Source organism: Winogradskyella sp. (assembly GCF_025210595.1).
In the GTDB taxonomy this organism is placed as follows: Bacteria; Bacteroidota; Bacteroidia; order Flavobacteriales; family Flavobacteriaceae; genus Winogradskyella.
The window spans coordinates 44190-68137 of sequence record NZ_JAOARH010000010.1; the positions used below are offsets into that span (position 1 = coordinate 44190).

24 protein-coding genes are annotated in these 23948 nt (G+C 30.8%); 14 read left to right on the plus strand and 10 right to left on the minus strand.

Translation table 11 applies throughout. From position 1 onward, the window contains the following. Positions 1–2: 2 nt before the first annotated feature. The 6 genes from N4A42_RS00765 to N4A42_RS00790 all read left to right on the plus strand — a co-directional run bounded on the left by N4A42_RS00765 (position 3) and on the right by N4A42_RS00790 (position 6932). Positions 3–1076, plus strand: a complete 1074-nt coding sequence (locus tag N4A42_RS00765; protein ID WP_294068568.1) for a glycosyltransferase — start codon at positions 3–5, stop codon at positions 1074–1076. 6 nt (positions 1077–1082) lie between these two features. Continuing rightward, on the plus strand, positions 1083–2207 hold the full coding sequence (locus tag N4A42_RS00770) for a glycosyltransferase (protein ID WP_294068570.1): 1125 nt from the start codon (positions 1083–1085) through the stop codon (positions 2205–2207). A 198-nt stretch (positions 2208–2405) separates the two neighbouring features. Continuing rightward, a complete protein-coding gene (locus N4A42_RS00775; RefSeq protein WP_294068572.1) occupies positions 2406–3146 on the plus strand; it encodes a transglutaminase domain-containing protein in 741 nt (246 codons plus the stop codon). Positions 3147–3169: 23 nt separating this feature from the next. Further along, the gene (locus tag N4A42_RS00780; protein WP_294068574.1) at positions 3170–4522 is read left to right on the plus strand and encodes an O-antigen ligase family protein; all 1353 of its coding nucleotides are present in this window, start codon (positions 3170–3172) and stop codon (positions 4520–4522) included. Continuing rightward, positions 4476–5483 carry a glycosyltransferase family 4 protein gene (locus N4A42_RS00785; RefSeq protein WP_294068576.1) on the plus strand — a complete coding sequence of 336 codons (1008 nt, stop codon included), beginning with the start codon at positions 4476–4478 and terminating at the stop codon, positions 5481–5483. Before N4A42_RS00780 ends, N4A42_RS00785 begins: the two co-directional genes overlap by 47 nt. A gap of 54 nt (positions 5484–5537) precedes the next feature. Beyond that, the gene (locus N4A42_RS00790) at positions 5538–6932 is read left to right on the plus strand and encodes a sugar transferase (protein ID WP_294068578.1); all 1395 of its coding nucleotides are present in this window, start codon (positions 5538–5540) and stop codon (positions 6930–6932) included. Positions 6933–6935: 3 nt separating this feature from the next. Here the strand turns inward: N4A42_RS00790 and N4A42_RS00795 are convergent, their stop codons facing one another. Beyond that, complete coding sequence (locus N4A42_RS00795; protein WP_294068580.1) at positions 6936–8099, minus strand: DUF4105 domain-containing protein; 1164 nt, start codon at positions 8097–8099, stop codon at positions 6936–6938. An 11-nt stretch (positions 8100–8110) separates the two neighbouring features. Further along, the gene (locus tag N4A42_RS00800) at positions 8111–9181 is read right to left on the minus strand and encodes a PorV/PorQ family protein (RefSeq protein WP_294068582.1); all 1071 of its coding nucleotides are present in this window, start codon (positions 9179–9181) and stop codon (positions 8111–8113) included. Between the two features lie 143 nt (positions 9182–9324). Here N4A42_RS00800 and N4A42_RS00805 point away from each other — a divergent pair, with 143 nt between their 5' ends. The 3 genes from N4A42_RS00805 to N4A42_RS00815 all read left to right on the plus strand — a co-directional run bounded on the left by N4A42_RS00805 (position 9325) and on the right by N4A42_RS00815 (position 11337). Then, a complete protein-coding gene (locus N4A42_RS00805; protein ID WP_294068584.1) occupies positions 9325–10083 on the plus strand; it encodes a CDP-alcohol phosphatidyltransferase family protein in 759 nt (252 codons plus the stop codon). Positions 10084–10102: 19 nt separating this feature from the next. Beyond that, positions 10103–10912 (plus strand): tellurium resistance protein TerC, encoded by an 810-nt coding sequence (locus N4A42_RS00810; RefSeq protein ID WP_294068586.1) that lies wholly within the window; start codon positions 10103–10105, stop codon positions 10910–10912. 122 nt (positions 10913–11034) lie between these two features. Next, entirely contained in the window at positions 11035–11337 is a 303-nt protein-coding gene (locus N4A42_RS00815; RefSeq protein ID WP_294068588.1) for a hypothetical protein, read from the plus strand. A gap of 13 nt (positions 11338–11350) precedes the next feature. Here the strand turns inward: N4A42_RS00815 and lptB are convergent, their stop codons facing one another. From lptB to N4A42_RS00835, 4 genes are all read right to left on the minus strand, one after another. After that, entirely contained in the window at positions 11351–12091 is a 741-nt protein-coding gene (lptB, locus tag N4A42_RS00820; protein ID WP_294068589.1) for an LPS export ABC transporter ATP-binding protein, read from the minus strand. A gap of 73 nt (positions 12092–12164) precedes the next feature. Then, complete coding sequence (locus tag N4A42_RS00825) at positions 12165–12512, minus strand: carboxymuconolactone decarboxylase family protein (protein ID WP_294068591.1); 348 nt, start codon at positions 12510–12512, stop codon at positions 12165–12167. Beyond that, the gene (gene tatC / locus N4A42_RS00830; RefSeq protein WP_294068593.1) at positions 12505–13329 is read right to left on the minus strand and encodes a twin-arginine translocase subunit TatC; all 825 of its coding nucleotides are present in this window, start codon (positions 13327–13329) and stop codon (positions 12505–12507) included. The genes N4A42_RS00825 and tatC overlap by 8 nt, the downstream gene beginning before the upstream one ends. Further along, positions 13329–14294, minus strand: a complete 966-nt coding sequence (locus N4A42_RS00835; RefSeq protein ID WP_294068595.1) for a KpsF/GutQ family sugar-phosphate isomerase — start codon at positions 14292–14294, stop codon at positions 13329–13331. The genes tatC and N4A42_RS00835 overlap by 1 nt, the downstream gene beginning before the upstream one ends. A gap of 223 nt (positions 14295–14517) precedes the next feature. On the opposite strand from N4A42_RS00835, the gene recQ reads away from it, so the two are divergent. After that, positions 14518–16719 (plus strand): DNA helicase RecQ, encoded by a 2202-nt coding sequence (gene recQ / locus N4A42_RS00840; RefSeq protein ID WP_294068596.1) that lies wholly within the window; start codon positions 14518–14520, stop codon positions 16717–16719. Between the two features lie 74 nt (positions 16720–16793). Here the strand turns inward: recQ and N4A42_RS00845 are convergent, their stop codons facing one another. After that, a complete protein-coding gene (locus N4A42_RS00845) occupies positions 16794–17231 on the minus strand; it encodes a hypothetical protein (protein ID WP_294068598.1) in 438 nt (145 codons plus the stop codon). Between the two features lie 115 nt (positions 17232–17346). On the opposite strand from N4A42_RS00845, the gene N4A42_RS00850 reads away from it, so the two are divergent. Both N4A42_RS00850 and N4A42_RS00855 read left to right on the plus strand, forming a co-directional pair. After that, on the plus strand, positions 17347–18279 hold the full coding sequence (locus tag N4A42_RS00850; protein WP_294068600.1) for a peptidylprolyl isomerase: 933 nt from the start codon (positions 17347–17349) through the stop codon (positions 18277–18279). 157 nt (positions 18280–18436) lie between these two features. After that, complete coding sequence (locus tag N4A42_RS00855; RefSeq protein ID WP_294068602.1) at positions 18437–19129, plus strand: tetratricopeptide repeat protein; 693 nt, start codon at positions 18437–18439, stop codon at positions 19127–19129. Here the strand turns inward: N4A42_RS00855 and N4A42_RS00860 are convergent. Beyond that, positions 19126–19677, minus strand: a complete 552-nt coding sequence (locus N4A42_RS00860; protein ID WP_294068603.1) for a DUF922 domain-containing protein — start codon at positions 19675–19677, stop codon at positions 19126–19128. The genes N4A42_RS00855 and N4A42_RS00860 overlap by 4 nt on opposite strands. A 91-nt stretch (positions 19678–19768) precedes the next feature. Between N4A42_RS00860 and N4A42_RS00865 the strand changes: the two genes are divergently transcribed. Continuing rightward, on the plus strand, positions 19769–20908 hold the full coding sequence (locus tag N4A42_RS00865) for a lycopene cyclase family protein (RefSeq protein WP_294068605.1): 1140 nt from the start codon (positions 19769–19771) through the stop codon (positions 20906–20908). Here N4A42_RS00865 and N4A42_RS00870 read toward each other — a convergent pair. After that, positions 20905–21144 (minus strand): hypothetical protein, encoded by a 240-nt coding sequence (locus N4A42_RS00870; protein ID WP_294068607.1) that lies wholly within the window; start codon positions 21142–21144, stop codon positions 20905–20907. The genes N4A42_RS00865 and N4A42_RS00870 overlap by 4 nt on opposite strands. Continuing rightward, on the minus strand, positions 21137–21592 hold the full coding sequence (locus tag N4A42_RS00875; protein WP_294068609.1) for an SRPBCC family protein: 456 nt from the start codon (positions 21590–21592) through the stop codon (positions 21137–21139). Before N4A42_RS00875 ends, N4A42_RS00870 begins: the two co-directional genes overlap by 8 nt. A gap of 216 nt (positions 21593–21808) precedes the next feature. Between N4A42_RS00875 and N4A42_RS00880 the strand changes: the two genes are divergently transcribed. Further along, positions 21809–23761, plus strand: coding sequence for a peptidylprolyl isomerase (locus N4A42_RS00880; protein ID WP_294068611.1), 1953 nt, complete (start codon positions 21809–21811; stop codon positions 23759–23761). The last annotated feature ends 187 nt before the right edge of the window (positions 23762–23948 follow it).

Here is a 23948-nt window from a genome sequence, read left to right on the forward strand (position 1 = left end):
AAGTGAAAGTTGTTCAGGTTATAGATAGGTTAGAAGTAGGAGGCGCAGAACGTGTGCTTGTAGATCTTACTAATTTATTGCATGAGCATAATTATGATGTAAGTTTGGTTTGCTTATTAAAAGAAGGACAATTAGATAAGCAATTACACTCAGACATTAACATAACTTACATACAAAGAAAGAATAAGTACAACCCAATTTATCTTTATAAACTGTATAAAGAATTGATTAAGTATGATGTTGTACATGTTCATTTAAGGCAAGTGCTTAGGTATGTCTCATTGCTTTTTTATATAACACAATTGCATAAAAAGCGTGTTGTGGTTTTTCATGATCATTTTGGTAAAATTGCCGAAAATAAAACCTTAAGTAAAAGTATAAAAAGTGCTATTGAAAGATGTGCTGCATATATTGGAGTAGGCGAAGAACTTGTAGGTTGGGCAAAAGAGAATAGGCTTAATGTCAATATTTATAAGCTGACTAATATTATTAGAAAAGAAGATTGTAAAATTGAACCAATCAAAAAGTCAGATGGTAATATTAGGATAGTTTCGGTTGGTAACTTTAGACCACAAAAAAACTACGAGTATCTTTTAGAACTTATAAGTAATAGTCCAGAGAATTACTGTTTTACCATATTTGGGCAAATTGTTGATGTAGCATATTTTCAGAAAATAGAGTCGCTCATAAGTACTTTAGGTATTTCTAACAAAATTAATATTGTAACAAAGTGTAACGATGTTAAAAGGGAGTTACATAAATTTGATGTTGGCTTACATACTGCAAAATCAGAAACAGGTCCTTTAGTAGCTATAGAATACCTTAGCCAAGGTTTGCCATTTATAGCCTATAATACAGGTGAGGTTGCTAGCATCGTAAAATTAGAATTTGATAACTTTATACAGCATAATTTTGAGGTAGATAAATGGTTAAAAAATATTGATATTATTCTAAAAAATAAGGAAGAATTAAAGCATGATATAAAACTGTTTTACAATCAAAAATTTTCTGAGGAAGCATATCTTAAATCTTGTGTGTTAATTTACAATACGCTACTTAATTCAACTAAAATATAAACTTTTTTGAAGCTTACAATAATATCTCATACAGAGCATTACAAATTAGAAGATGGTACTATAGTAGGTTGGGGACCAACAATAACCGAAATCAATTTTCTGTCGCAAATTTTTGATGAAATCTACCATGTAGCTATGTTTCATGATGTAAAAGCACCAGAGAGTTCATTGCCATATACGAGTAATAAAATAAAGTTTGTGCCCATTAAACCATCAGGAGGTCATTCGGTTTTAGATAAAATTAAAGTTGCTTTATCTGCACCAACGGTTGTAAAAATGGTAAATTCAGTTTTAAAAAAATCAGACTGTTTTCAATTAAGAACTCCAACAGGAATAGGTGTTTTTTTAATTCCGTATTTAACGCTATTTTCTAAGAAAAAAGGATGGTATAAGTATGCAGGTAATTGGAGTCAAGAGTCGCCACCTTTAGGATATGCCTTGCAACGATTTATGCTAAAACACCAAAGCAGAAAAGTAACTATTAATGGTCATTGGCAAAATCAAAAAAAACATTGTTTAACTTTTGAAAATCCATGCCTTACCGATTCTGACTTAAAAGAAGGAATACAGGTGCGTTCTACTAAGAATAATAACGGTTTAATTAACTTTTGTTATGCTGGTAGGTTAGAGCGAGAAAAAGGTGTAGAGCGTATTATTAAGGCTTTTAATAGTTTAGATGACACTATGTCTAATAAAGTAGGACAGGTACATTTAATAGGAAACGGATCTGAAATTGAATATTTTAAAAGTTTAACTGTAACAAGTAAAATTAACTTTGTCTTTCATGGATTTTTGCCAACAGATAAGCTATTTCAAATTTATAAAGCCTCTCATTTCTTTTTAATGCCAACTACAGCTTCTGAAGGGTTTCCTAAAGTGATTGCTGAAGCTATGAATTTTGGATGCTTGCCAATTGTTTCTAATATATCATCAATTGGCCAATATGTTACGGAAGAAGTTAACGGTTTTCTAATTCAGCCTGTTAATGAAAATCAGGTGAAAAATAATATAGAAAAGGCACTTTTAATGCCTAATGAAAAGTATAGGTCATTTGTTTTCAATTGCAAATTAATAGTGAAAAAATTCTCTTATCCATATTATGTGGATCGAATAAAAAAGTTGGTAGAATAATATCTAACTTTATTCCTTAATTATTCCATTGATAAAGTGGTGTGATGTTCGTATAAAAAATTGATTTTTAGCATAATGTTTTTATAATTTATATATTTATGTTGCTATTAATCAATTATATAACTCATTTTGAAATTTAAATCAATCTCATGGGCTTTGCGGAGACACCCACTATTATACTACATAAGGTTTTGGTTATTGTCCAAAAATTCTACTATTAAGAGGCTAGAAAAGGAATGTTACAATACTAATAATGACAAAGCTGTTATACCAAGTTATTTTTACGATATAAACAAAGTAATATTTGAACACGAAAGTCCAGATACAGACATTGAAAAAGCTATGTATATAGCTTTATGGTTAAAAAAACATATAAAAGGAGGTAAAGGCTTAAGTTTAGCTTCTGATGAAGCACTGAAGGAAATGATTAATGGTAATGGTGGTGTTTGTAGCGATATGACTCAGATTTTCAATAATTTTTGTGTTATAAATGATATAAGAGTAAGAGAATGGGGAATTACGATAATACCATTTAATAAAAAATATGGAGGACATGCAACTAACGAAGTTTTTTCTAAAGAATTAGATAAATGGATATTAATTGATGTTTCTAAATGCATATTGTTTTATTATAAAAACAAAGAAAAACCACTCTCGCTTTTCGAAGTATTTACGTCAAGTTTTTCTAAAGAATACTATTCGTTTTATAAAACAATAGAGAGTGATACTCAAATTAAAAATTATTATTACAATAAAAAAGCTACCCCTTTTTTAATCAGTAAATACAATAACTTTGTTTATGATAAGTATTTGAAAAAAAATAATTCTAAATATCCAATATTCTTTGTTCATTTTTACATATACTTGATTGGTAAAAGTTATAATTATAAGTTTCCTTTAAGGGATTATAGAAAAATGTTTAAATCTAGTTTTTCTTAGTTTTAAAAAATTTGGGGTAGATTTTGAATAGCGATAGTAAGTATATTTCTTTAATATTGATTCATGTTGTTATAGGTTTCCTTATCTATGCCCTTAAGCCATTATCAAAATTTTATTTTTTTACAGCATTAATTTTTTTTGTTGGTAGTGTTGTTGTAGCTCATAAGTCTAAGAAAACAACTGCAATAATGAATGCTTGTGCTTATTTTATTGGTGCTGAGGTGTTTTTTAGAATGACTAAAGGCGGAATGTCTTATGAGGCGTCTAAGTATCTTGTTATCTTTTTTGTTGTATTGGGTATGGTTTATAAGGGGATTTCAGATAGAGGATATCCGTATTTTGTTTATTTAATTTTATTGGTACCATCAATTGTGATAGCTTCTCTAGATTTAAATATTGATGCAAACTTTAGAACAAATTTAGCATTTGTGTTAAGTGGGCCAGTTTGTTTAGGTTTAGCAGCACTTTTTTTCTTTGAAAGAAAAGTAAAGCATAAAGATATTGTTAATATGCTGGCTTATATGTCTATGCCTATAGTTACTATGACAACGTATCTTATGGTTTTTAACCCATCTGTTAAAGAAACTATTAAGAATACAGCATCAAACTATGTGTCTTCGGGTGGTTTTGGTCCAAATCAGGTTTCAACAATACTAGGTTTGGGTGTGTTTGTTTTTACTGTAAGATTGTTAATTAAGTCGCCTACAATTTTTCTTAAATTGTTCAATTCTTTTTTCCTAGTTTTAATTGCTTATAGAGCAATAATTACATTTAGTAGAGGAGGTGTGCTTGCTGCTATTATTACAATTGTTGCTTTTGTTGTAATTTTTTATGCTAAAGCATTGCCAAGAGTTAAGACCAAGATAATAGGATCGGTTTTAGTATTATTCATGGCAATGATTGCCTCATGGTTTATTAGTTCTTCTAATACTTTGGGTTTAATAGATAAACGATATGCTAATCAAGATTCCTTAGGTAGAGAGAAAGCTGATTTTACAACAGGAAGAGTAGAATTGGTATTTAATGAATTAGATGGCTTTATTGAAAATCCCTTTTTTGGTATTGGTGCTAGTAATACAAAGTATAATAGAGAGGGTAAGGAAGTTGTAACCCACAACGAACTTACAAGGTTATTATCAGAGCATGGTGTCTTTGGTATTTTTATTTTATTAATTTTAATATTTACGCCATTGTCTTATAGGAGTGAAAATAGAAAAAATGTCTTTTTTTATGCCTTTTTGGCTTTTTGGTTTGCAACAATCAATCATTCTGCTATGCGAATTGCAGCGCCAGCTTTTTTTTATGCACTGGCATTATTAGATATTGAATATGAAAAACATCCTATACGTAGGAAACGCCTTGTCGCAAAAAGGTAAAAACTTAACATCTGTTGAAAGTTTAAGTTTACATTTAAGTGAATTTTGCTCTGTAAAGATAGCATCAGATAAATCTAATAAAGTCTTACGTTTATTAGATATGATACGATTAGTATATGTTAACAGAAAAACTGCTGATTTTGTACTAATAGATACATATAGCACAACTAATTTTTATTACGCACTTGTTATTAGTCAACTTTCAAGGAGGTTCAAAACTAAATATATACCAATTTTACATGGAGGTAATTTAGAGCAGCGTCTAAAGAATAATCCAAGATTATCTAAAATGATTTTTTGCAATGCATATAAACTAGTATCTCCATCAGGTTTTTTGAAAGAAGTATTTGAAAATTACGGATACTCTAAAATAGAGCATATTCCTAACACAATTGAGCTAAAAAATCTTAATTTCTTTAATAGACAAATAGATACAATAAATTTACTTTGGGTAAGATCTTTCAATAAAATTTATAATCCTAAGCAAGCTGTATTTGTATTAAAAAGTTTGATAGAGAAAGGATATAGTGCAAGTCTCACCATGGTAGGCCCAGAAACTGATGGATCATTATCAGAGGCTAAGAATTTGGCATTAAGCAACGACTTAGATGTTGTTTTTACCAATAAATTACCCAAGAAAAAGTGGATAGAATTATCAAAGAAAAGCAATGTATTTATAAATACAACTAATTTTGATAACACTCCAATAAGTGTAATAGAAGCTATGGCTTTAGGTTTACCAGTTGTCTCTACAAATGTAGGTGGTTTACCACATTTAATTTCTGATAACGAGGATGGATTGTTAGTTTCTCCAAATGATATTGAAGCTATGGTTAAGGCTGTAATACGATTAAAGTCTAATATAAATCTTAAAAATAGTATAGTTTTAAATGCGAGGAAAAAAGCAGAACATTTTGATTGGGAACAAGTTAAGCTGAAATGGGAGAGACTTTTGTCTTAGATAAATGTAAAAGTAAATTGTACTTGTTATATTTACACTTTACTATACTAATACATGAAGCATAAAAGAGGTATTCATTTTGAAGTTTCTGAAAGAAAAGTTCTCCTTAGAGTTGCGGATTTAATAATAGTTTTTTTTGCTATATATTGCTTAAATCTTTACCCTGAATTTGAATATCTTTATTTTGGCAAGGATAACATAGTAGCACTTATTTTATTGGGTATTTATATATCTATTTTTGGAACCATTTTTGAACTTTATGATTTGCAAAAAGCGAGCAAATTAGATACAACTTTTAAAAATATTGTAATTACTACATCTACGGTTGTTTTATTTTATCTTTTAACGCCTGTTTTATCACCATACTTGCCAGAAGAACGTATTCAAATAGCATATTTTTATTTAGCGATATTAATGTCAATTTTATTTTGGCGCTTTATATATATAAATCTTATAGGATCACCAAGGTTTTATAAGCGCGTACTTATTGTAGGCGAAACGTCTAATATTGATGGATTAGTTAAAGTTTTTGGGGCTAGTGATCCTAATTATAAAATAATAGGTTTTATTAATAGTGAAGTTTCAACTAATGAATCTGTGAAATTTAAAGGCCTTAAAGAGTTTGAATCCAAAAAATTTTTAGAAACAATTGAGAAAGAGAGGATTTCAGAAGTTTTAGTAGCTAGTTTTAATACAGAAACTATTATAGCAGAGGTTTATCACGATCTTATTATGCTGCTTGAAAGAGGTTTTAAGATAAGAGACTATACACAGGTTTACGAAGAATTACTTCATAGAGTACCTATTCAGTTTGTTGGTAAGGATTTTTACAAGTATTTTCCATTTAGTAGAAGTAATGAAAATAAACTCTACATTTTCTTTCAAAGAACATTTGATATAGTATTTTCAGTTTTAGGTTTGTTTATAGGGATTTTATTATCACCTTTCATTTTAATCGGAAATATAATCGGTAATAAGGGACCATTGTTTTATTCGCAAGAGCGTATTGGTAAAAATAGTAAGCCTTTTAGGATTATAAAGTTAAGAACTATGGTTGTTAATGCCGAAAAAGATGGTATAAAGTGGGCAAAAAAGAATGATCAAAGAATTACCGCATTTGGTAGGTTTTTAAGAAGATCTCGTTTAGATGAAATTCCACAGTTTTACAATGTATTAAAAGGTGAAATGAGTATCATTGGTCCAAGACCAGAAAGGCCATTTTTTGTTAGTGAGCTTTCAAGTATTATACCCTTTTATGAAACAAGGCATATTATTAAACCAGGACTTACAGGTTGGGCACAAGTTAGTACAAGATATGGTTCTTCAGTAGACGATAGCCTTATAAAACTTCAATATGATTTGTATTATATAAAACACAGAAGTGTGTTTTTAGACTTTAATATTGCCATAAAAACACTAAGCACAATTTTATATTACAGAGGACAGTAGCTTTTACTTGTTAAAAGATTTTACCAAGTAAACCAACCTTATTAGTATAGCTAAAAGAAGAGGGATTAGAGCAACAGCAAAAACTTGAACACCAATAAGCCAATGCATAGTTAAGAGGCAAAATATTATAACTAATAGCTTTAGGTAACTTTTAAACCAGTTTTTAGCTTGTTTTTTAAACAATTGAGAAATAACAAAAAGGTTTAAAGGAAATGCCCAAAGTAGATTGTAATTATGCGTAGTAGTAGAGTGATCTGTACCAAACCACAAGAATAAAAGTGCAACACCTATAAGACCAGTTAAACTAAATAAAGCAACGTCTAGCCATTTAGTTCTGTTGTTGTTTTTAGAATCTTTGTAGGTTATATAAAGAATAACAATAGCTAATAAGCTGAGAATTACTAATGGGCTAAAAAGAATATTGAAAGTTGTGCCTTGTTCTTTTTTTTGATAAAGCGTAGATGAAGATTTAACTAGATTACTATTGTTGATTTTTGCTACTTCAAAAAAAGAATGAATATATTTTGGTAAAAACATATACTCTTTAGCAGAAGCATTTATGTCTATTACTGAGCCTAAAGCAATATCAATGCCCAAACTTCCCCAAGTATTTCGGTCAACATGCTCATATATAAGCTGCCTAAATGTTTTTTGCTCAAAATCTTTAGGTAAATTAAATGCTATAGAATTATTGGTGCTAGTTTGACTAACATCTCTAATTTTTGTGGCACAATTATCATAAAAAAAATCGTAGAGATATCTTCTGTTCTCGGGCTTGTAGTTGTTTTCTAAGTAATTATATAGCTTTTGTTTTTCTTCTTTTGAGAAATTTAGAACTTGTTCATTAATACTTCTATTGTATTTTGAATAGAAATAAAAAATATCAGAAAAATGATGTCTACTAATAAGATAGTTAAGTTTACCCCTAGCGAATTTTAAGTAAAAATTAGGTGCATCAAAATCGTACTCACCATAGCCATAAACAATATCAATTCCTTTGTCTTTATCTTTAATTCTAAATGCATTGTGACCAAAGGCATCATTTAAAGAGTTACCAGGTCCAAAGGTTAAGACAGATACTTCAGCTTTATCACTTAAGCTAAGTTGTTGGCTAAAACTAAATATAGAAATAAATAATGCAAGAAATGATAATTTTAGTTTCATCATAATAACAGCTACTATCTAAAAATGCTAAAATCTATTTTTAATGAGAAGACATTAGAATATAACGCAGCACTTTGGTCTCCAATATCTGTAAAAGCATAATCTATCTGTATGCCTTTATATTTAAAACCTAAACCAAAATTTGGTTGAAATGTTAAATCTTCAGAGTTGTCAATTTGTGTTTCATTCTGAAAGTTACCAACACCACCTCTAAGAAAAACCAAATCAGTATATCCAAATTCAAAGCCTAAAGCCGGATTTACACTCGCAAATGATGTAGAAAATATATCATTGTTTTCTTCGAAACGTATATTTAGACTTGTTGCTGCTAGTAATGAATAATCATAATGAAAAATCCATTTTTTAGACATTCCTATTTCTAATTTCGGAATTGTAATTTCTGTAGTCTCTGGTAATTCTTGGTTTTGTCCTTCAACAGCGCCACTAATCTGTTCAAACTTATCTTCGTCAATAGACCAAGAGTTATAAGTTGTTGTTATGTCTCTAGCCATAATACCAAATTTCCAACCCGATTTATTTTCAAACTGAATACCAGCATCTAAACCAAATCCCCAAGAAGAGGCAAAGTCTCCGATAATACGTCGTATAATTTTAGCATTAACGCCAAAGTTGAGGCCATCCATCGGCAATTTTCTGGCATAGGAGAATGTTAGCCCATAATCTGCAGTAGAAAACGTACTAATTCTATCGTAATTTATATTGCCTTGATCGTCAATTAACTGTGTAGTGTCTAAAATATCATCTACACCAAATCTGATTAAAGATATACCAATAGCACTTCTATCGTCTAAAGGCATACCGTAAGCGATATAATTGTAGTTAGCTATATTTGCGAAATAGCTAGAGTGCATTAAAGCCAATTGGTTGTCTTCAAGATGTACTAATCCAGCCGGATTCCAATATCCAGAATTAACATCTGCAGTTTGCGATACTACAGCATTACTCATACCCAAAGCAGCAGCATCAACACCAATATTCATAAATTCGTTAGAATATTTTCTAGTGCTTTGCGCTGAAGCTATATAAGTTATAAGTGTTAAGAGAATTACAATGTAATTTTTCAACAGCAAAATTTTTTACAAAGATGCACAATTTTTCTATCTATTTAACTTTAAAAATGCCATCTTATTGTTTTAAAATACCTACAATTTGAAAAAAATTATAAGCTAAGCTCAAATACTTTTATATTTTTACAAAAATTATATCTATGAGTTTTAAGCGACACATTCCTAATATAGTTACACTTCTTAATCTATTTTCTGGTTGTATTGCTTTAATATTTGCAGTGCATGGTAATTTTGTTGTAGCTGCAATGTTTGTTTTTTTAGGTATATTTTTCGATTTTTTTGATGGGTTGTTAGCACGCAAGTTAAATGTGCAAAGCCCATTAGGTATACAGTTGGACTCGTTAGCAGATTTGGTGACGAGTGGCGTGGTTCCTGGTGTAATAATGTTTAAGCTTCTTTCTTTAACTGTAGATGGTCCAGATTATGCTTCGTACTCTGAGAGTTGGAATTCTATTTTTCATTGGCAAAACTTTAAGTTGTCTCTTGTACCATTAATTGGGTTATTTATTCCACTAGCTTCAGCTTACAGATTGGCAAAATTTAATTTAGATGAAGACCAGCAAACTTATTTTAAAGGCTTGCCAGTTCCTGCAAATACATTATTAATATTAGCATTACCTCTAATTTTAGAATATCAAAATAATGATGTAATGAACTCTATTATTATAAACAAGTGGTTTTTAATAGGGCTAACGTTTTTGAGTTGTTACCTTTTAAATTCTAAAATTAAGTTGTTTGCCTTAAAGTTTAAAGATTGGAGTTTTAAGAATAATGCTATACGATATGTATTCTTAATTATAAGTTTAGTTGCGCTTATTGTGTTACAATTTGCAGCTGTACCTATTATCATTATACTTTACATCATCTTATCTATAATAGATAGAAAAAACATTCATTAATAATTTAATCTTTTAGAAAATGGCTGAAGTTATTTTTACACTCTTAATGCTAGTAATGCTTCAAGCGGTTCTAGGATTTGATAATTTACTTTATATCTCTCTAGAGTCTAAAAAAGCACCAATAGACGAACAAAAGCGTGTAAGAAAGGTTGGGATTTTAATAGCAATTGTATTAAGAATAGTGTTGCTTTTTGTTTTAGTGTCTGTAATTGAGTATTTTCAAGAACCATTTTCGTTTTTAACTGGAGAAATAAAAGATGTGTTTAAGTTTGCGTTTAATGGACACAGTATTATTGTGTTAGCAGGTGGTGGATTTATAATTTATACAGCTATTAAAGAGATTTGGCATATGATATCTACAAGTGATTTAAGCCATGATGTTGAAAGTGATGGCGGGGCAAAACGAAGCAAATCTGCCAATGCAGCAATAGTGAGCATTGTAATTATGAATTTAGTATTTTCATTCGATTCTATTTTAGCAGCCATTGGCTTAACAAGTGATTTAGAAAACTCTACTACAGCTTTTATTGTTATGGCAATAGCAATAGTAGCTAGTGGACTTTTAATGTTGTTATTAGCTGATAAAATATCTGTATTCTTAGCAAAGAATAGAATGTATGAGGTGTTAGGTTTGTTTATATTATTTATTGTAGGTATTATGTTAATTACCGAAGGAGGTCATTTGGCGCACTTAAAAATATTTGGTAATGAGATTGTACCAATGAGTAAAACAACATTTTATTTTGTTATAGCTGTTCTTGTAATTGTAGATATTGTTCAAGGACGTTATCAGAAGAAATTAATAAAAGAAGAAATCGCAAAAAAATGAAACCAATAGGATTAAAATAATTTTGTCCTATTGTGTTCAAGGTGTATTTAGCCATCAAAGATTCTATATAAAGCCCTTAGTTTATCAGAAGGTTAACCATTAGTTAAACAATAAAATAACTTATGAAAAAACTAAAATTAAAACCGTTTATCATCATTTTTTTTATTTTAATGGTGATTCAATTTATAATTGTATATGTAGATGTTCAATTAACAAAAAGTGAAAGCAGTTTAACCTCTATTACCAATCCAGTAATCACGATTTTTAGTTTACCTATAAATGGTATACATAGAAATCTTCCTTTTTATGTACATGAAAGTTTGTACATAAGAGCAATGTATTGGGTTGTGAATTTATTTATTCAGTCTGCGGTTATTTACTTAGGGATTTTGAGCTTTAAAAGGGTTAGAAAAAAGCTAAAGTAAATTTCTATTCAATTTAGAATTCCAATTTCTTCTTACGTAACTCAAAGTTTTGTCCTAGATAGACTTTACGCACCATTTCGTCGCTAGCTAATTCTTCAGGCTTACCAGCTTTAAGAATACCACCTTCAAACATTAGATACGTTCTATCGGTAATAGCTAATGTTTCTTGTACATTGTGATCGGTAATAAGAATACCAATATTTTTCTTTGTAAGCTTGGCAACAATACGTTGAATATCTTCTACAGCAACAGGGTCAACACCAGCAAAAGGTTCGTCTAATAAAATAAAACTAGGATCTGTAGCTAGAGCACGAGCAATCTCAGTACGACGACGCTCACCTCCTGAAAGTAAATCACCACGATTAGTTCTTATATGTCCAAGACCAAATTCTTCAATTAAAGATTCCATCTTTTCGTGCTGCTCTTTTTTACTTAATTTAGTAAGCTGCAACACACTTAAAATGTTATCTTCAATACTTAGTTTTCTAAAAACAGAAGCCTCTTGTGCCAAATAACCAATACCGTTTTGAGCACGTTTATACATAGGAAATTTGGTAATATTGGTACTGTCTAAGTAAATGTTTCCTCCATTAGGTTTTATGATACCTACAATCATATAAAACGAAGTGGTTTTACCAGCACCATTAGGACCAAGTAAACCTACAATTTCACCTTGATTTACCTCAAGAGATACATCTTTAACTACTTTTCGTCCGCTATAGGACTTCATTAAATTTTCTGCACGTAATTTCATAAGTTTACTTAAAACGTTAAAAATAGCAAAATCATATAGATTCGGTTAAAATAGATGGCGTTTTGTTAAAAGTTTAACCTTGATTTTCCAACGCTTCCCAATACTCGTGCGCACGTCTTAAATGCGGAATAACAATGGTACCACCAATAAGTGTTGCAATACCAAGTGCTTCACTAACTTCGGATTTGGTTAAGCCTTCATTATACGAAGCTTCTAAATGATATTTTACACAATCATCGCAACGTAGTACCGTAGAAGCTACTAATCCAAGTAGTTCTTTGGTTTTTTTATCTAAAGCACCTTCGGTAAATGCATTAGTGTCTAGGTTAAAAATACGCTTTACAATTTTATTATTATCAGCTAAAATTTTATCGTTCATTTTAGAACGATAATCATTGAATTCTTTAACGATATCAGACATGTTTAGTTTTTCTTTTTTGATTTCTTACAACAATTGCTGAAATATAAATACTAACTTGGTAGAGTATTAATATTGGTATAGCAACAATGACCTGGCTCGCAATATCTGGTGGAGTAATAATTGCAGATAGTATTAAAACAATAACTAGGGCATACTTTCTGTATTTTCTTAAAAATTGAGGAGTTACTAATCCTATTTTAGTTAAAAAATAGATGATAATAGGTAACTCAAATACAAAACCAGATGCTAGAGATGATGAACGGACTATAGCAATAACAGAGCTAATATCAAACTCATTTGAAATTTGCTCACTAATGTTATAGTTGGCTAAAAAGTTGATAGACAACGGAGTTATAATATAATAACCAAAGACTACGCCCAAAAAGAATAAAAACGAAGCAATAATTAAAAAGCCTTTAGAGTTTTTACGTTCGTTTGGCATTAATCCAGGGCTAATAAAGCTCCATAACTGATATAGTACATATGGAAAAGCGATTATAAATCCTGCATAAATTGAGGTCCATATATGCGCAGAGAACTGTCCTGCAACAGTTCTGTTTTGAATAATGAACGGAAACTTTTCAGCACAAAATGTAGTGTCTTTTACACCAATAAGTTGTGACATGTTGCAAAGCCCCTCATAGGTGGGGAAACTCATTCTTGTTGGACCAAAAATAATCACATCAAAAATAAATTTATAAAAAATACCAGCAATAGTAGCCGCAATTACAATACCTAAAGTTGCTCTAATAAGATGCCATCTTAACTCTTCAAGATGGTCTAAAAAAGACATGTCGTCAATACTCTTTTTTGTCATTATATAATGCCTTCTTTTATTAAATCATGTAGATGAACTACACCAGCATATTTTTCGTTATGTTCTACTAATAATTGAGAAATACCAAATTCTTCCATGAGTTCTTTGGCATCTACAGCCATGGCGTCTTCAGTAATACGCCTTGGGTTTGTACTCATAATATCTTTGGCTGTAAGACCATTAATGTCATTACTTTTACTTAGCATACGTCTTAAATCTCCATCAGTAATGATGCCAACTATTTGGTCATTTTCAGTAACAGCAGTAACACCAAGCATTTTTTCTGTAATTTCTACAATGACTTCTTTTAATGTAGCGTTAAGACTTACTTGTGGTTTATGGTTTTGAGAAGATAAATCGTTAACTCTCAGGTACAATCTTTTTCCAAGAGATCCACCAGGATGGTATTTCGCAAAATCTTTGCTAGAAAACCCTCTAAGTTCTAATAAGCAAACAGCCAAAGCATCTCCCATTACAAGTTGCGCAGTTGTACTTGTTGTAGGTGCTAAATTATTAGGGCAAGCCTCTTGTTCTACAAAAGCATTCAAAATATAATCGGCTTGTTGTCCTAAAAAAGAATCTTTGTTACCAGTTATGGCAATCATTTTATTTTTAGCATTCTTAATAAGTGGAACTAAAACTTTAATTTCAGGAGTGTTGCCACTTTTTGAGATGCAAATAACAACATCGTCTTTAAGAATTAATCCTAAATCACCATGTATGGCATCAGCAGCATGCATAAAAATTGCAGGTGTTCCAGTAGAGTTTAAAGTGGCAACTATTTTGTTAGCAATAATGGCACTTTTACCAATTCCTGTAATAATTACTCTACCTTTAGAATTGTAAATTAACTCAACAGCATTGGCAAAGTCATCTGTAAGTAAATCCGATAAATTTGCAATAGCTTTACTTTCAGATTCTATAGTGCTTTTGGCGATATTTAAAATGGAAGAAACAGTGTTCAAAACTAATTTTTTATAGTGTTTTTTAGATTTAAAGAAATTGTTATCTTTAAGGTTATGCAAAAGTACATGAATTTTTTCATTCAAAAATTCTCAAATTCGGAATGAAAGAATTATTTTGGGCTGTCAAAGAAGTTTTTCATGTATAACTAAATGTTGCAATTTTTAATTAAAGTGAAATTTAGTTTAATGCAGATAAATGTATATAAAATACAAATAGGGATTAATGAGTATTGCAGAAATTGATTTAAACTCGGCACTAAAAAAATACTTCGGTTTTTCCGGGTTTAAAGGTCTACAAGAAGAGGTTATTAAAAATGTTGTAAAAGGTAATAATACCTTTGTAATTATGCCAACAGGTGGTGGGAAATCACTTTGTTATCAATTACCAGCATTGATTAAAGAAGGAACGGCAATTGTGGTATCTCCACTAATAGCCTTAATGAAAAATCAGGTAGATGCTATAAGGGCAGTATCTGAACACGAAGGTGTAGCGCATGTTTTAAATTCGTCATTAAACAAAACAGAAGTAAAACGTGTTAAAGACGATATAACCAATGGTATTACAAAATTACTCTACGTAGCACCAGAATCATTAACAAAAGAAGAATATGTGGATTTTTTACGTACCGTAAAAATTTCATTTATGGCTGTAGATGAGGCTCACTGTATAAGTGAATGGGGACACGATTTTAGACCAGAGTACAGAAACTTAAGACATATAATAAAACGCATTGGTGATAATATTCCTATTGTAGGTCTTACGGCAACTGCAACACCAAAGGTACAAGAAGATATTCTTAAAAGTTTAGGAATGAGTGAAGCAATTACATTTAAGGCTTCGTTTAATAGACCCAACTTATATTATGAAGTAAGACCAAAAACAAAAAATGTAGATGCAGATATTATTCGTTTTGTAAAAAAGAATGAAGGAAAATCTGGTATTGTGTATTGTTTAAGTAGAAAACGTGTTGAAGAGTTAGCACAGGTTTTACAGGTTAATGGTATTAAAGCTGTACCTTATCATGCAGGTTTAGACGCTAAAACCAGAGTGAAGCATCAGGATATGTTTTTGATGGAAGATACTGATGTCGTGGTAGCGACCATTGCTTTTGGTATGGGAATAGATAAGCCAGATGTGCGTTTTGTAATTCACCACGATATTCCTAAGAGTATAGAAAGCTATTATCAAGAAACAGGTAGAGCAGGACGAGATGGTGGTGAAGGTCATTGTTTAGCATTTTATGCTTATAAAGACATTGAAAAGTTAGAAAAATTTATGTCTGGTAAACCAGTTGCTGAACAAGAAATTGGTCATGCGTTGTTACAGGAAGTTGTTGCTTTTGCAGAGACATCTATTTCTAGGCGAAAATTTATACTACATTATTTTGGTGAGGAATTCGATAATGAAACTGGTGAAGGAGGAGATATGGACGATAATATTCGTAATCCTAAAAAGCAAGTTGAAGCCAAAGATGATGTAAAGATACTTTTAGATACTGTGAAAAACACTAATGAAAAGTACAAGTCTAAAGATTTAGTGCAAGTAATAGTTGGTAAACCTAATGCTTTAATATCATCTCATAAAACAGATGTACAACCATTTTTTGGTATAGGTAAAGGTAAAGAAGCAAGGCATTGGATGGCATTGATTCGTCAGGTCATTGTAGCTGGATACTTAAAAAAGGATATTGAAACTTACGGTGTATTACGACTTAGCAATACTGGAAAAGATTATATAGAGCAGCCACAATCTTTTATGATGGCAGAAGACCATGTGTTTGATGAAGGCTCTAACGATGGTATTATAACCAATTCAAAAGGTGGTGGCGCAACAGCAGATGAAAAGCTGATGACCATGCTAAAAGATTTGCGTAAGCGCAATGCTAAAAGTTTAGGAGTACCACCATTTGTAATATTTCAAGATCCATCTTTAGAAGATATGGCACTAAAATATCCTATAACTATCGATGAGCTTTCTAATGTACATGGTGTAGGAGAAGGTAAAGCTAAAAAGTACGGTAAGGACTTTGTGGCACTTATTTCTAATTATGTAGAAGAGAACGATATTATGAGACCAGACGATTTGGTGGTGAAATCTACAGGTTCTAATTCTGGTTTAAAACTCTATATCATTCAAAATGTTGATAGAAAATTACCACTAGATGATATCGCATCTGCAAAAGGTATGGAAATGCAAGAGTTTATTAAAGAAATGGAGTCTATAGTGTTTTCCGGAACAAAGCTCAATATCAATTATTGGATAGACGATATTTTAGATGAAGATCAACAAGAAGAAATACACGATTACTTTATGGAATCTGAAACCGATAAAATCTCAGATGCCATAGAAGAGTTTGATGGAGATTACGAAGACGAAGAATTACGTCTCTATCGTATTAAGTTTATGAGCGAGGTAGCGAATTAAGTTTTTCTCATTATTTAAAAGTCCTCTTATTTATATGTTAATGTAGATTAAGAGGACTTTTAAATTAAATATCTCTATTTCGTTGTGCTTTTGTATTTTGTAAAGACTAGCTCTCGCTTTTTAACCTTTAGTGCAATTTCTTTTAAATTAGCTTTTTCAAGTTTTTTAATGTCCGCCTTTTCAATCTGAAAATCAATATTAGTGACATGACGTTTTTTAACATCAGAATGGTTAGACTCAAATTCTAAAGAATCAGAATTTAAGGTTAATTCAAAATCTTTGCCTTTAAAAGTTAATTGCGCACCATTTTTGCATTTTACATTTAGCGAACCAACAATCACAGTCTGGAAAAAAAAGTAACCACCCAATTCATTAAGACCTGCAAAAAGTACATTGCTTTCAGATACACCATAAGGTTGGTGCTCTACTGAGTCAATAATTGCCTCAATAGTATCTTCGTTTGCTTGTTTAGATTCAGTTTTATTAAATAACTTAGAAATTGAAAAGCCCATAGTTTTATTTTTTGGCAAAACTAGGCTTATTTATAAAAAATCCAAATCTCAAAATGTCGAATTTCAACTTCTAACTTTATTGTTATCTTTGCAACCTTAAATAAAAGAAAACACAATGCAAGACGGATTATACGCAAAATTTAACACCTCAAAAGGTGAAATATTAGTCAACTTAGAATTCGAAAAAACTCCAGGAACAGTAGGTAACTTTGTAGCATTAGCAGAAGGAAATATGGAAAACTCTGCCAAACCTCAAGGCACACCTTATTATGATGGATTAAATTTTCACAGAGTAATTCCAGATTTCATGATTCAAGGAGGTTGCCCTCAAGGAACAGGAACAGGAAGTCCAGGTTATAAATTTGATGACGAAATTCATGCTGATTTAAAGCACGATGCGCCAGGTAAATTATCTATGGCAAATGCAGGTCCAGGCACAAACGGAAGTCAATTTTTTATAACGCATGTAGAAACTCCTTGGTTAGACGGTAAGCATACTGTTTTTGGTAATGTTGTAGAAGGGCAAGAGGTTGTAGATGCTGTTGCGCAAGGCGATAAAATAGAAAGTTTAGAGATTGTAAGAGTAGGTGAAGCTGCTGGTAACTTTAATGCCATTGAAGCATTTAGAACTTTTGAAGGAGCAAGAGAAAAGCGTATTGCAGCAGAGCGTGAGGCAGCAAAAGCTGAGCTTGATAAATTAGCTGCTGGTTTTGATCAAACAGCTTCTGGGCTTAGATATAAAATCATTCAAAAGGGTGATGGTAAAAAAGCTGAAAAAGGCAATATGGTTTCTGTACATTATAAAGGGCAGTTAGCAGACGGAACCGTATTTGATTCGTCTTACAAGCGTAATTCACCATTAGATTTTCAGGTTGGAGTAGGGCAAGTAATTCCTGGTTGGGATGAAGGTATATGTTTACTGAATGTTGGTGATAAAGCACGTTTGGTAATCCCTAGTGATTTAGGTTATGGTGCTGCTGGAGCAGGTGGTGTAATTCCACCAAATGCTACATTAGTATTTGATGTTGAATTAATGGGCGTAAAATAAGCAGAGAACAATTTATGCAATAAAATTGTGTGAATCACTTTTGTGAAAGCATCAGGCTGATTTAGTTAAAGTCTGTTTTACGTAACAAAATTTAAATAAAATCGTCTCACTTTTAGTGAGACTTTTTTATGTTTATTAATCAACAACCAATCAAAAAATGAAATTAAAAGCACTTATCATAGTTTTTACAGTTGCCCTACTATTTGTTAGCTGTGCGAAATCAGTTGAATATTCAGGTGAATTTAAAAGAGAAACTTCAGGGAAATATCTGTACAATCCAGATGAATTGATTTTGGTTTTTTATGAAGACAATACTTTGCGACTAAACTGGAAAGGCGGAGATGTAGAACCCGTTGCCTTGGCTGAAAATGAATTCTTTGTAGCAGATTTATATAGTAAATTTCGTTTTGTACAACATCCAAAAACTAAGAAATGGTATTTGTCTATGTTAAATGAAGATGAAGAAAAAATAACTTACGATTATGTAAAGGTTGGTGATGATTATAAAACTCCCAGTCAGTATTTAGAAGCAGGTAATTATGAAAAAGCACTTAAAGGTTATTTAGAAATTAAACGACAAGACTCTACTAGTAGTTATATCAATGAATGGGATTTTAATAGAAAAGGATATAAGCATTTGGGGAAAAAAGAATACGAAAAAGCTATAGGTGTTTTTAAGCTAAATGCAAAATTACACCCTAATAGCAATAATGTATATGATAGTTTGGCAGAGGCTTATTTAAAAAGTGGAGATAGTTTGCAGGCTTATAATAATTATAAAATAGCTCTAGAAATGAACCCAAGAAATCAGCGTGCAGAACGCTTTGTGAAAGTTTTTAAAGCAGATTAATCGTTAATAGAAATTATTTCATTTTTAATTCTTTTAATCCATTTTTCATTTACTTCAATTAATTGACCATGTTGTGTTTCTTTGTCGTATGCGCGTTGAGTTTCTCTGCATTCGTTCCATAGTTTTTCATATATTTCAAAATAAGCATCAAAATTTGCTTTCTTGTCGTTGATGAGTTTTTGAAATTTGTTATTGATTTTAAGAGCGTATAATCCAGCAATGTCAAAATGTAATTGTTCGTGCTTAAGTAAATAAGCATCTTTTTTGTAGCCCCATGAATGATTTGGGTAAAAATATGCTATTACAGATAATTTTTCATAATTCTGAATATTACCGTTAGAATCTACATTTACTTCTTTAGGTTCAATCTCAATTTTATAAGAGGTTTGTGCGTATGCAAGAATCTTGGTGTTTGGGGATGCTTTAAAATCTGCCCATGTTAGTTTAAGGTTTTTAGACCATGGAATTGGTGATGTTGTGGCTGTGCTATCTTGACTAAAACTACAGATGGTATTTAAAAGAAAGAATAATCTTATTAACTGCGTCATTAATATAATTTTGAAATTTAAAAAATTCAAGATAACCAAATTATGCAAATAGAATACTTTAAATCTTATCTTAGCTAAAGATTAAGAATCTATGGTAAAATACGATTATATCATATTAGGAGCTGGTGCTTCAGGGTTAATGCTTGCTTACAGAATGGCAACTGATCCCTTTTTTGATGATAAAACGATTTTAATCATTGATAAGGCTAAAAGCAAAGGTAATGACAGAACTTGGTGTTTTTGGGAACAAGGCTTAGGTGAATGGGATAATTTGCTAGCAAAAACTTGGCAAAAAATTTATTTTGGTAGTAAAAGCTATTCTAAAGAAATAGAGATTTTACCCTATCAGTACAAAATGATAACAAGTGAAAACTTCTATAATTCACTTTGGGTGGTAATTCATAAAAAAGCAAATATTACTTTTAGACAAGATACCGTTATTAATTTTATAGAACATAAACATAAAGTTGAGGTTGTAACAAATAGCGGAGTGTATTTCGGTTCCAAATTATTTAATAGCCTTTATAAGTCAAAGCTCTGTGATAGCCAAAATAAATATCCTGTTCTACAGCAGCATTTTGTAGGTTGGTTTGTGAAAACTAAGGAAAGTGTTTTTGATGATTCGGTAGCAACATTTATGGATTTTACGGTTCCTCAAAAAGGAAATACACGTTTTATGTATATGTTGCCTTTAGATAAAACAACAGCATTATTTGAGTATACATTGTTTTCTGAAGAATTACTAGAGTTAGAAGATTATGAAAATGCTATAGTTGATTATCTGAAGCAAAAAAACATTTCTGATTTTGATATTATTGAAAAAGAAAAAGGTGTAATACCAATGACATCTTTTAAGTTTTCTCAATTAAATTCTAAGCACATACTTAATATAGGCACTGCAGGTGGCTGGACAAAGGCCAGTACAGGATATACTTTTAGGAACATCACAAAAAAAACGAAGTATCTTATTGAATTTTTAAAGTATAAAAAAGACCTGTCTCAATTTCATGAGAAATCAAAATTTTGGTTTTACGATCTTATATTTTTAGATGTTTTAGCAAATTATAATAATGAAGGTGCAGCTTTATTTTCGTCTATGTTTAATAAGGCTGATATTAAAACTATTTTTAAGTTCTTAGACGAAGAGTCTACGTTATACGAAGATTTGAAAATTATTCTATCAGTGCCGCCTAAACGATTTATACAATCGTTTTTTAAACGCTTGTTTTAGTTTTCAGAGTAGACTTGCCCTCTGTGCGGTTTAAGAGCATCTCTAATAGGTCGCATTATAGATTCATCAACAACCAAATACGCAATGCTATGCATGTCGCTGTAGGTTTCTATACCATTAATGGTTATATCTAAAGTGTTTAATTCAACATATTCCATTAAGTGAATAAGATGGTGTTCGGCAGTTTTTTGGCTCGCAGGACCTCTAAAATCCCAGATTAATTTTAATTTACGCATTATGTACAGAAGTCCCGTTTTCGGCAAAGTTTTTAAAATTAGCCATATAAGTTTTGGTTTGTTTTCTAAATGCTTTAGGCATAAAAAATAACATCGCATTCATAGCAAAAGTGGTGGGTTGAAATTCGTTTTTGCAAATCCATTTTGTGTACCCATTTGCTGTACTTTCAAAATAATTTTGCTGAATGTTAATAACACCTTTGGTATCGTAAGTTGCATGAAACTCGTAAGGAAAGTTTTGTTTGGTAATCGTTTCTACAAGTTCCATTTTTCGTTTACCAAAATCATAATTTAGTTTCATTTTTGCGCCAAATTCACCAGGAATTCCAGAAATATGCTCGGCACTTATAAGACCTTTTTGCCAATGCTTCATGTTTTCGGTAGAATCCATTTTGCTAACAACATCTTTAAGCGGCTTCTCTATAATGATTTCGGTAATAAATTTCATGTAGATACAATAACGATTTAAAAGTAATTAAAAGAGCAATACTAAGTTTAAATTATCGACGTTTCTATCATTTTATAAGTTGTAATCACTAAAATCAAGTCAAAATTATGGTGATTTACCAGCTTGTGAAATAAGTGATTTATGTTATTTTTGCTCTACTTCAATTACAAGAAATTGATCAAAAAAAATCGTAAAGATTATAACGAATAATATATTATGAGCATAAAACTTAAATTTAAATGGTTGTTTTTAGTGTTGCTGACGCTAAATTTTTCCTTTTCGCAAGAAAAAGATGAAGTATTACTAAATGTAGATGGAGAGCCAGTAATGACTTCAGAATTTTTGAGAGTTTATAATAAGAACTTAGACTTAGTAAAAGATGAAAGTCAAAAAGATGTTGATGGTTATTTAAAGCTTTTTACTGAGTATCAATTAAAATTAAAAGAAGCTAAGCGGCTAAAATTGCATGAAGACGCTAAATACCAACGCGAATTTTTAAGATACAAAAAACAGCTAACTAAAAACTATTTGTCAGAAAACAAGGTAACTGATGCATTGGTAAGAGAAGCTTACGATCGAAATAATACAGATATAAATGCGTCTCATATATTAATTCGTTTAGATGAAAATAGTAAAGACACTTTAAAAGCATATAATCAAGTGTTAAAGTTAAGAGAGCGTGTTTTAAATGAAGGGTTTGATGCTGTTAAAAAAGAGGTGCATAATGGACAAACCATCTTTTTAGAGGATTTAGGATATTTTTCTGCATTTAAGATGGTTTACGATTTTGAAACTGCGGCATTCAATACACCAAAAGGTGATATTTCCATGCCTTTTAGAACGCAATTTGGTTACCATGTTGTAAAAGTAAATGACAGACGTACATCTAGAGGTACAATTACAGCAGCTCATATTATGATAGCTTTAAATCAGAAGGATTCACTTTTAAACCCTGAAGAGCGCATCAACGATATTTATAAAAAAATAGAGCAAGGCGAAAAATTTGAATCTTTAGCAAAGCAGTTTTCTGATGATAAGAGCTCTGCAAAAAGTGGAGGTAAACTAACACCTTTTAAAAGTGGTCAATTAAGTTCTGTTAAATTTGAAGATGAAGCCTTTGCTATTAAAAAAGATGGCGAGATTAGCAAACCTTTTAAAACCGAATATGGTTGGCACATTGTTAAGCGCATAGATCTTAAACCATTACAAACTTTTGAAGAATTAAAGCCAACACTAGAGTCTAAAGTAAAAAGAGATTCTAGATCTAAGCTTATTAATGCAGCTATGGTTGAAGAATTAAAAAAGCGTTATCAAATTTCATATAATTCAGAAGCTAAAACTTATTTTCAATCAATTTTAAATGAGGATTTTTTTACACGTTCTTGGAAGTTGCCTGAAGGGTTTGAAAATGATAAGGTGTTTTTCACTATAGGTGACAAATCTTTTAATTATAGTGAGTTTGGACGTCATTTAATGTCTGCCCAACGTATATATGCTAATAAAAAAGGATCGTTTGCAGTAATTATAGATAAAGAGTTTGAGAGGTTTTTTGAAAAAACGATACTTCAATACAGAGAAGATAATCTAGAAACAGAAAACAAGGATTTTGCTAATATCTTAAAAGAATACAGAGATGGTTTGCTATTGTTTGATTTAATGGAGAAAGAGGTTTGGAATAAAGCGTCTAAAGATTCAGTAGGACTTGAGAAATATTATAAAAAACACACCGCAAAATATCAATGGAAAGACAGAGTAGAGGTGGTTATGGCAACTTCTGCAAGTGAGAAATATGCTAAAAAGGCATTAAAAATGATGAAGAAAGGAAAATCTATGGAAGCTATTAAAGCAAGTCTTAATTCAGATTCTCAAAAGAATATCATTTTTACTAAAGGAATTTTTAATACAAATGACAGTAAGCTTCCTTCAAACATAGAAGTAAAAGAAGGCTTGTCTAATTTGTATTCGCATAACGAAGCATTCCATGTATTAGATGTTAAGGCTGTATTACCAGCAGGAGACAAAACCTTAGAAGAGGCAAAAGGTCATGTTATTAATGACTATCAGCAAGAAATTGAAACCAATTGGATTAATGAGCTTTACAATCGTTTTAAGGTTGAAGTTAACCAAAAGGCGTTAAAAGACGTGAAATTAAAAATTCAAAATCAATAAAACTTTCTTTGAAAACCAAATGATATTAGATAAATAATGGTTATAACCCATTGAAGAAAAATAAATAATTGATTCATAGGTTTTTTGAAAGAATATAAATAGATGAAAAAAACGTTCTTTATACTAATAGTATGCATTAGTGTTTTTGGTTGCGATTTCTTTAAGAAAACAGACAATCGCCAGCCAA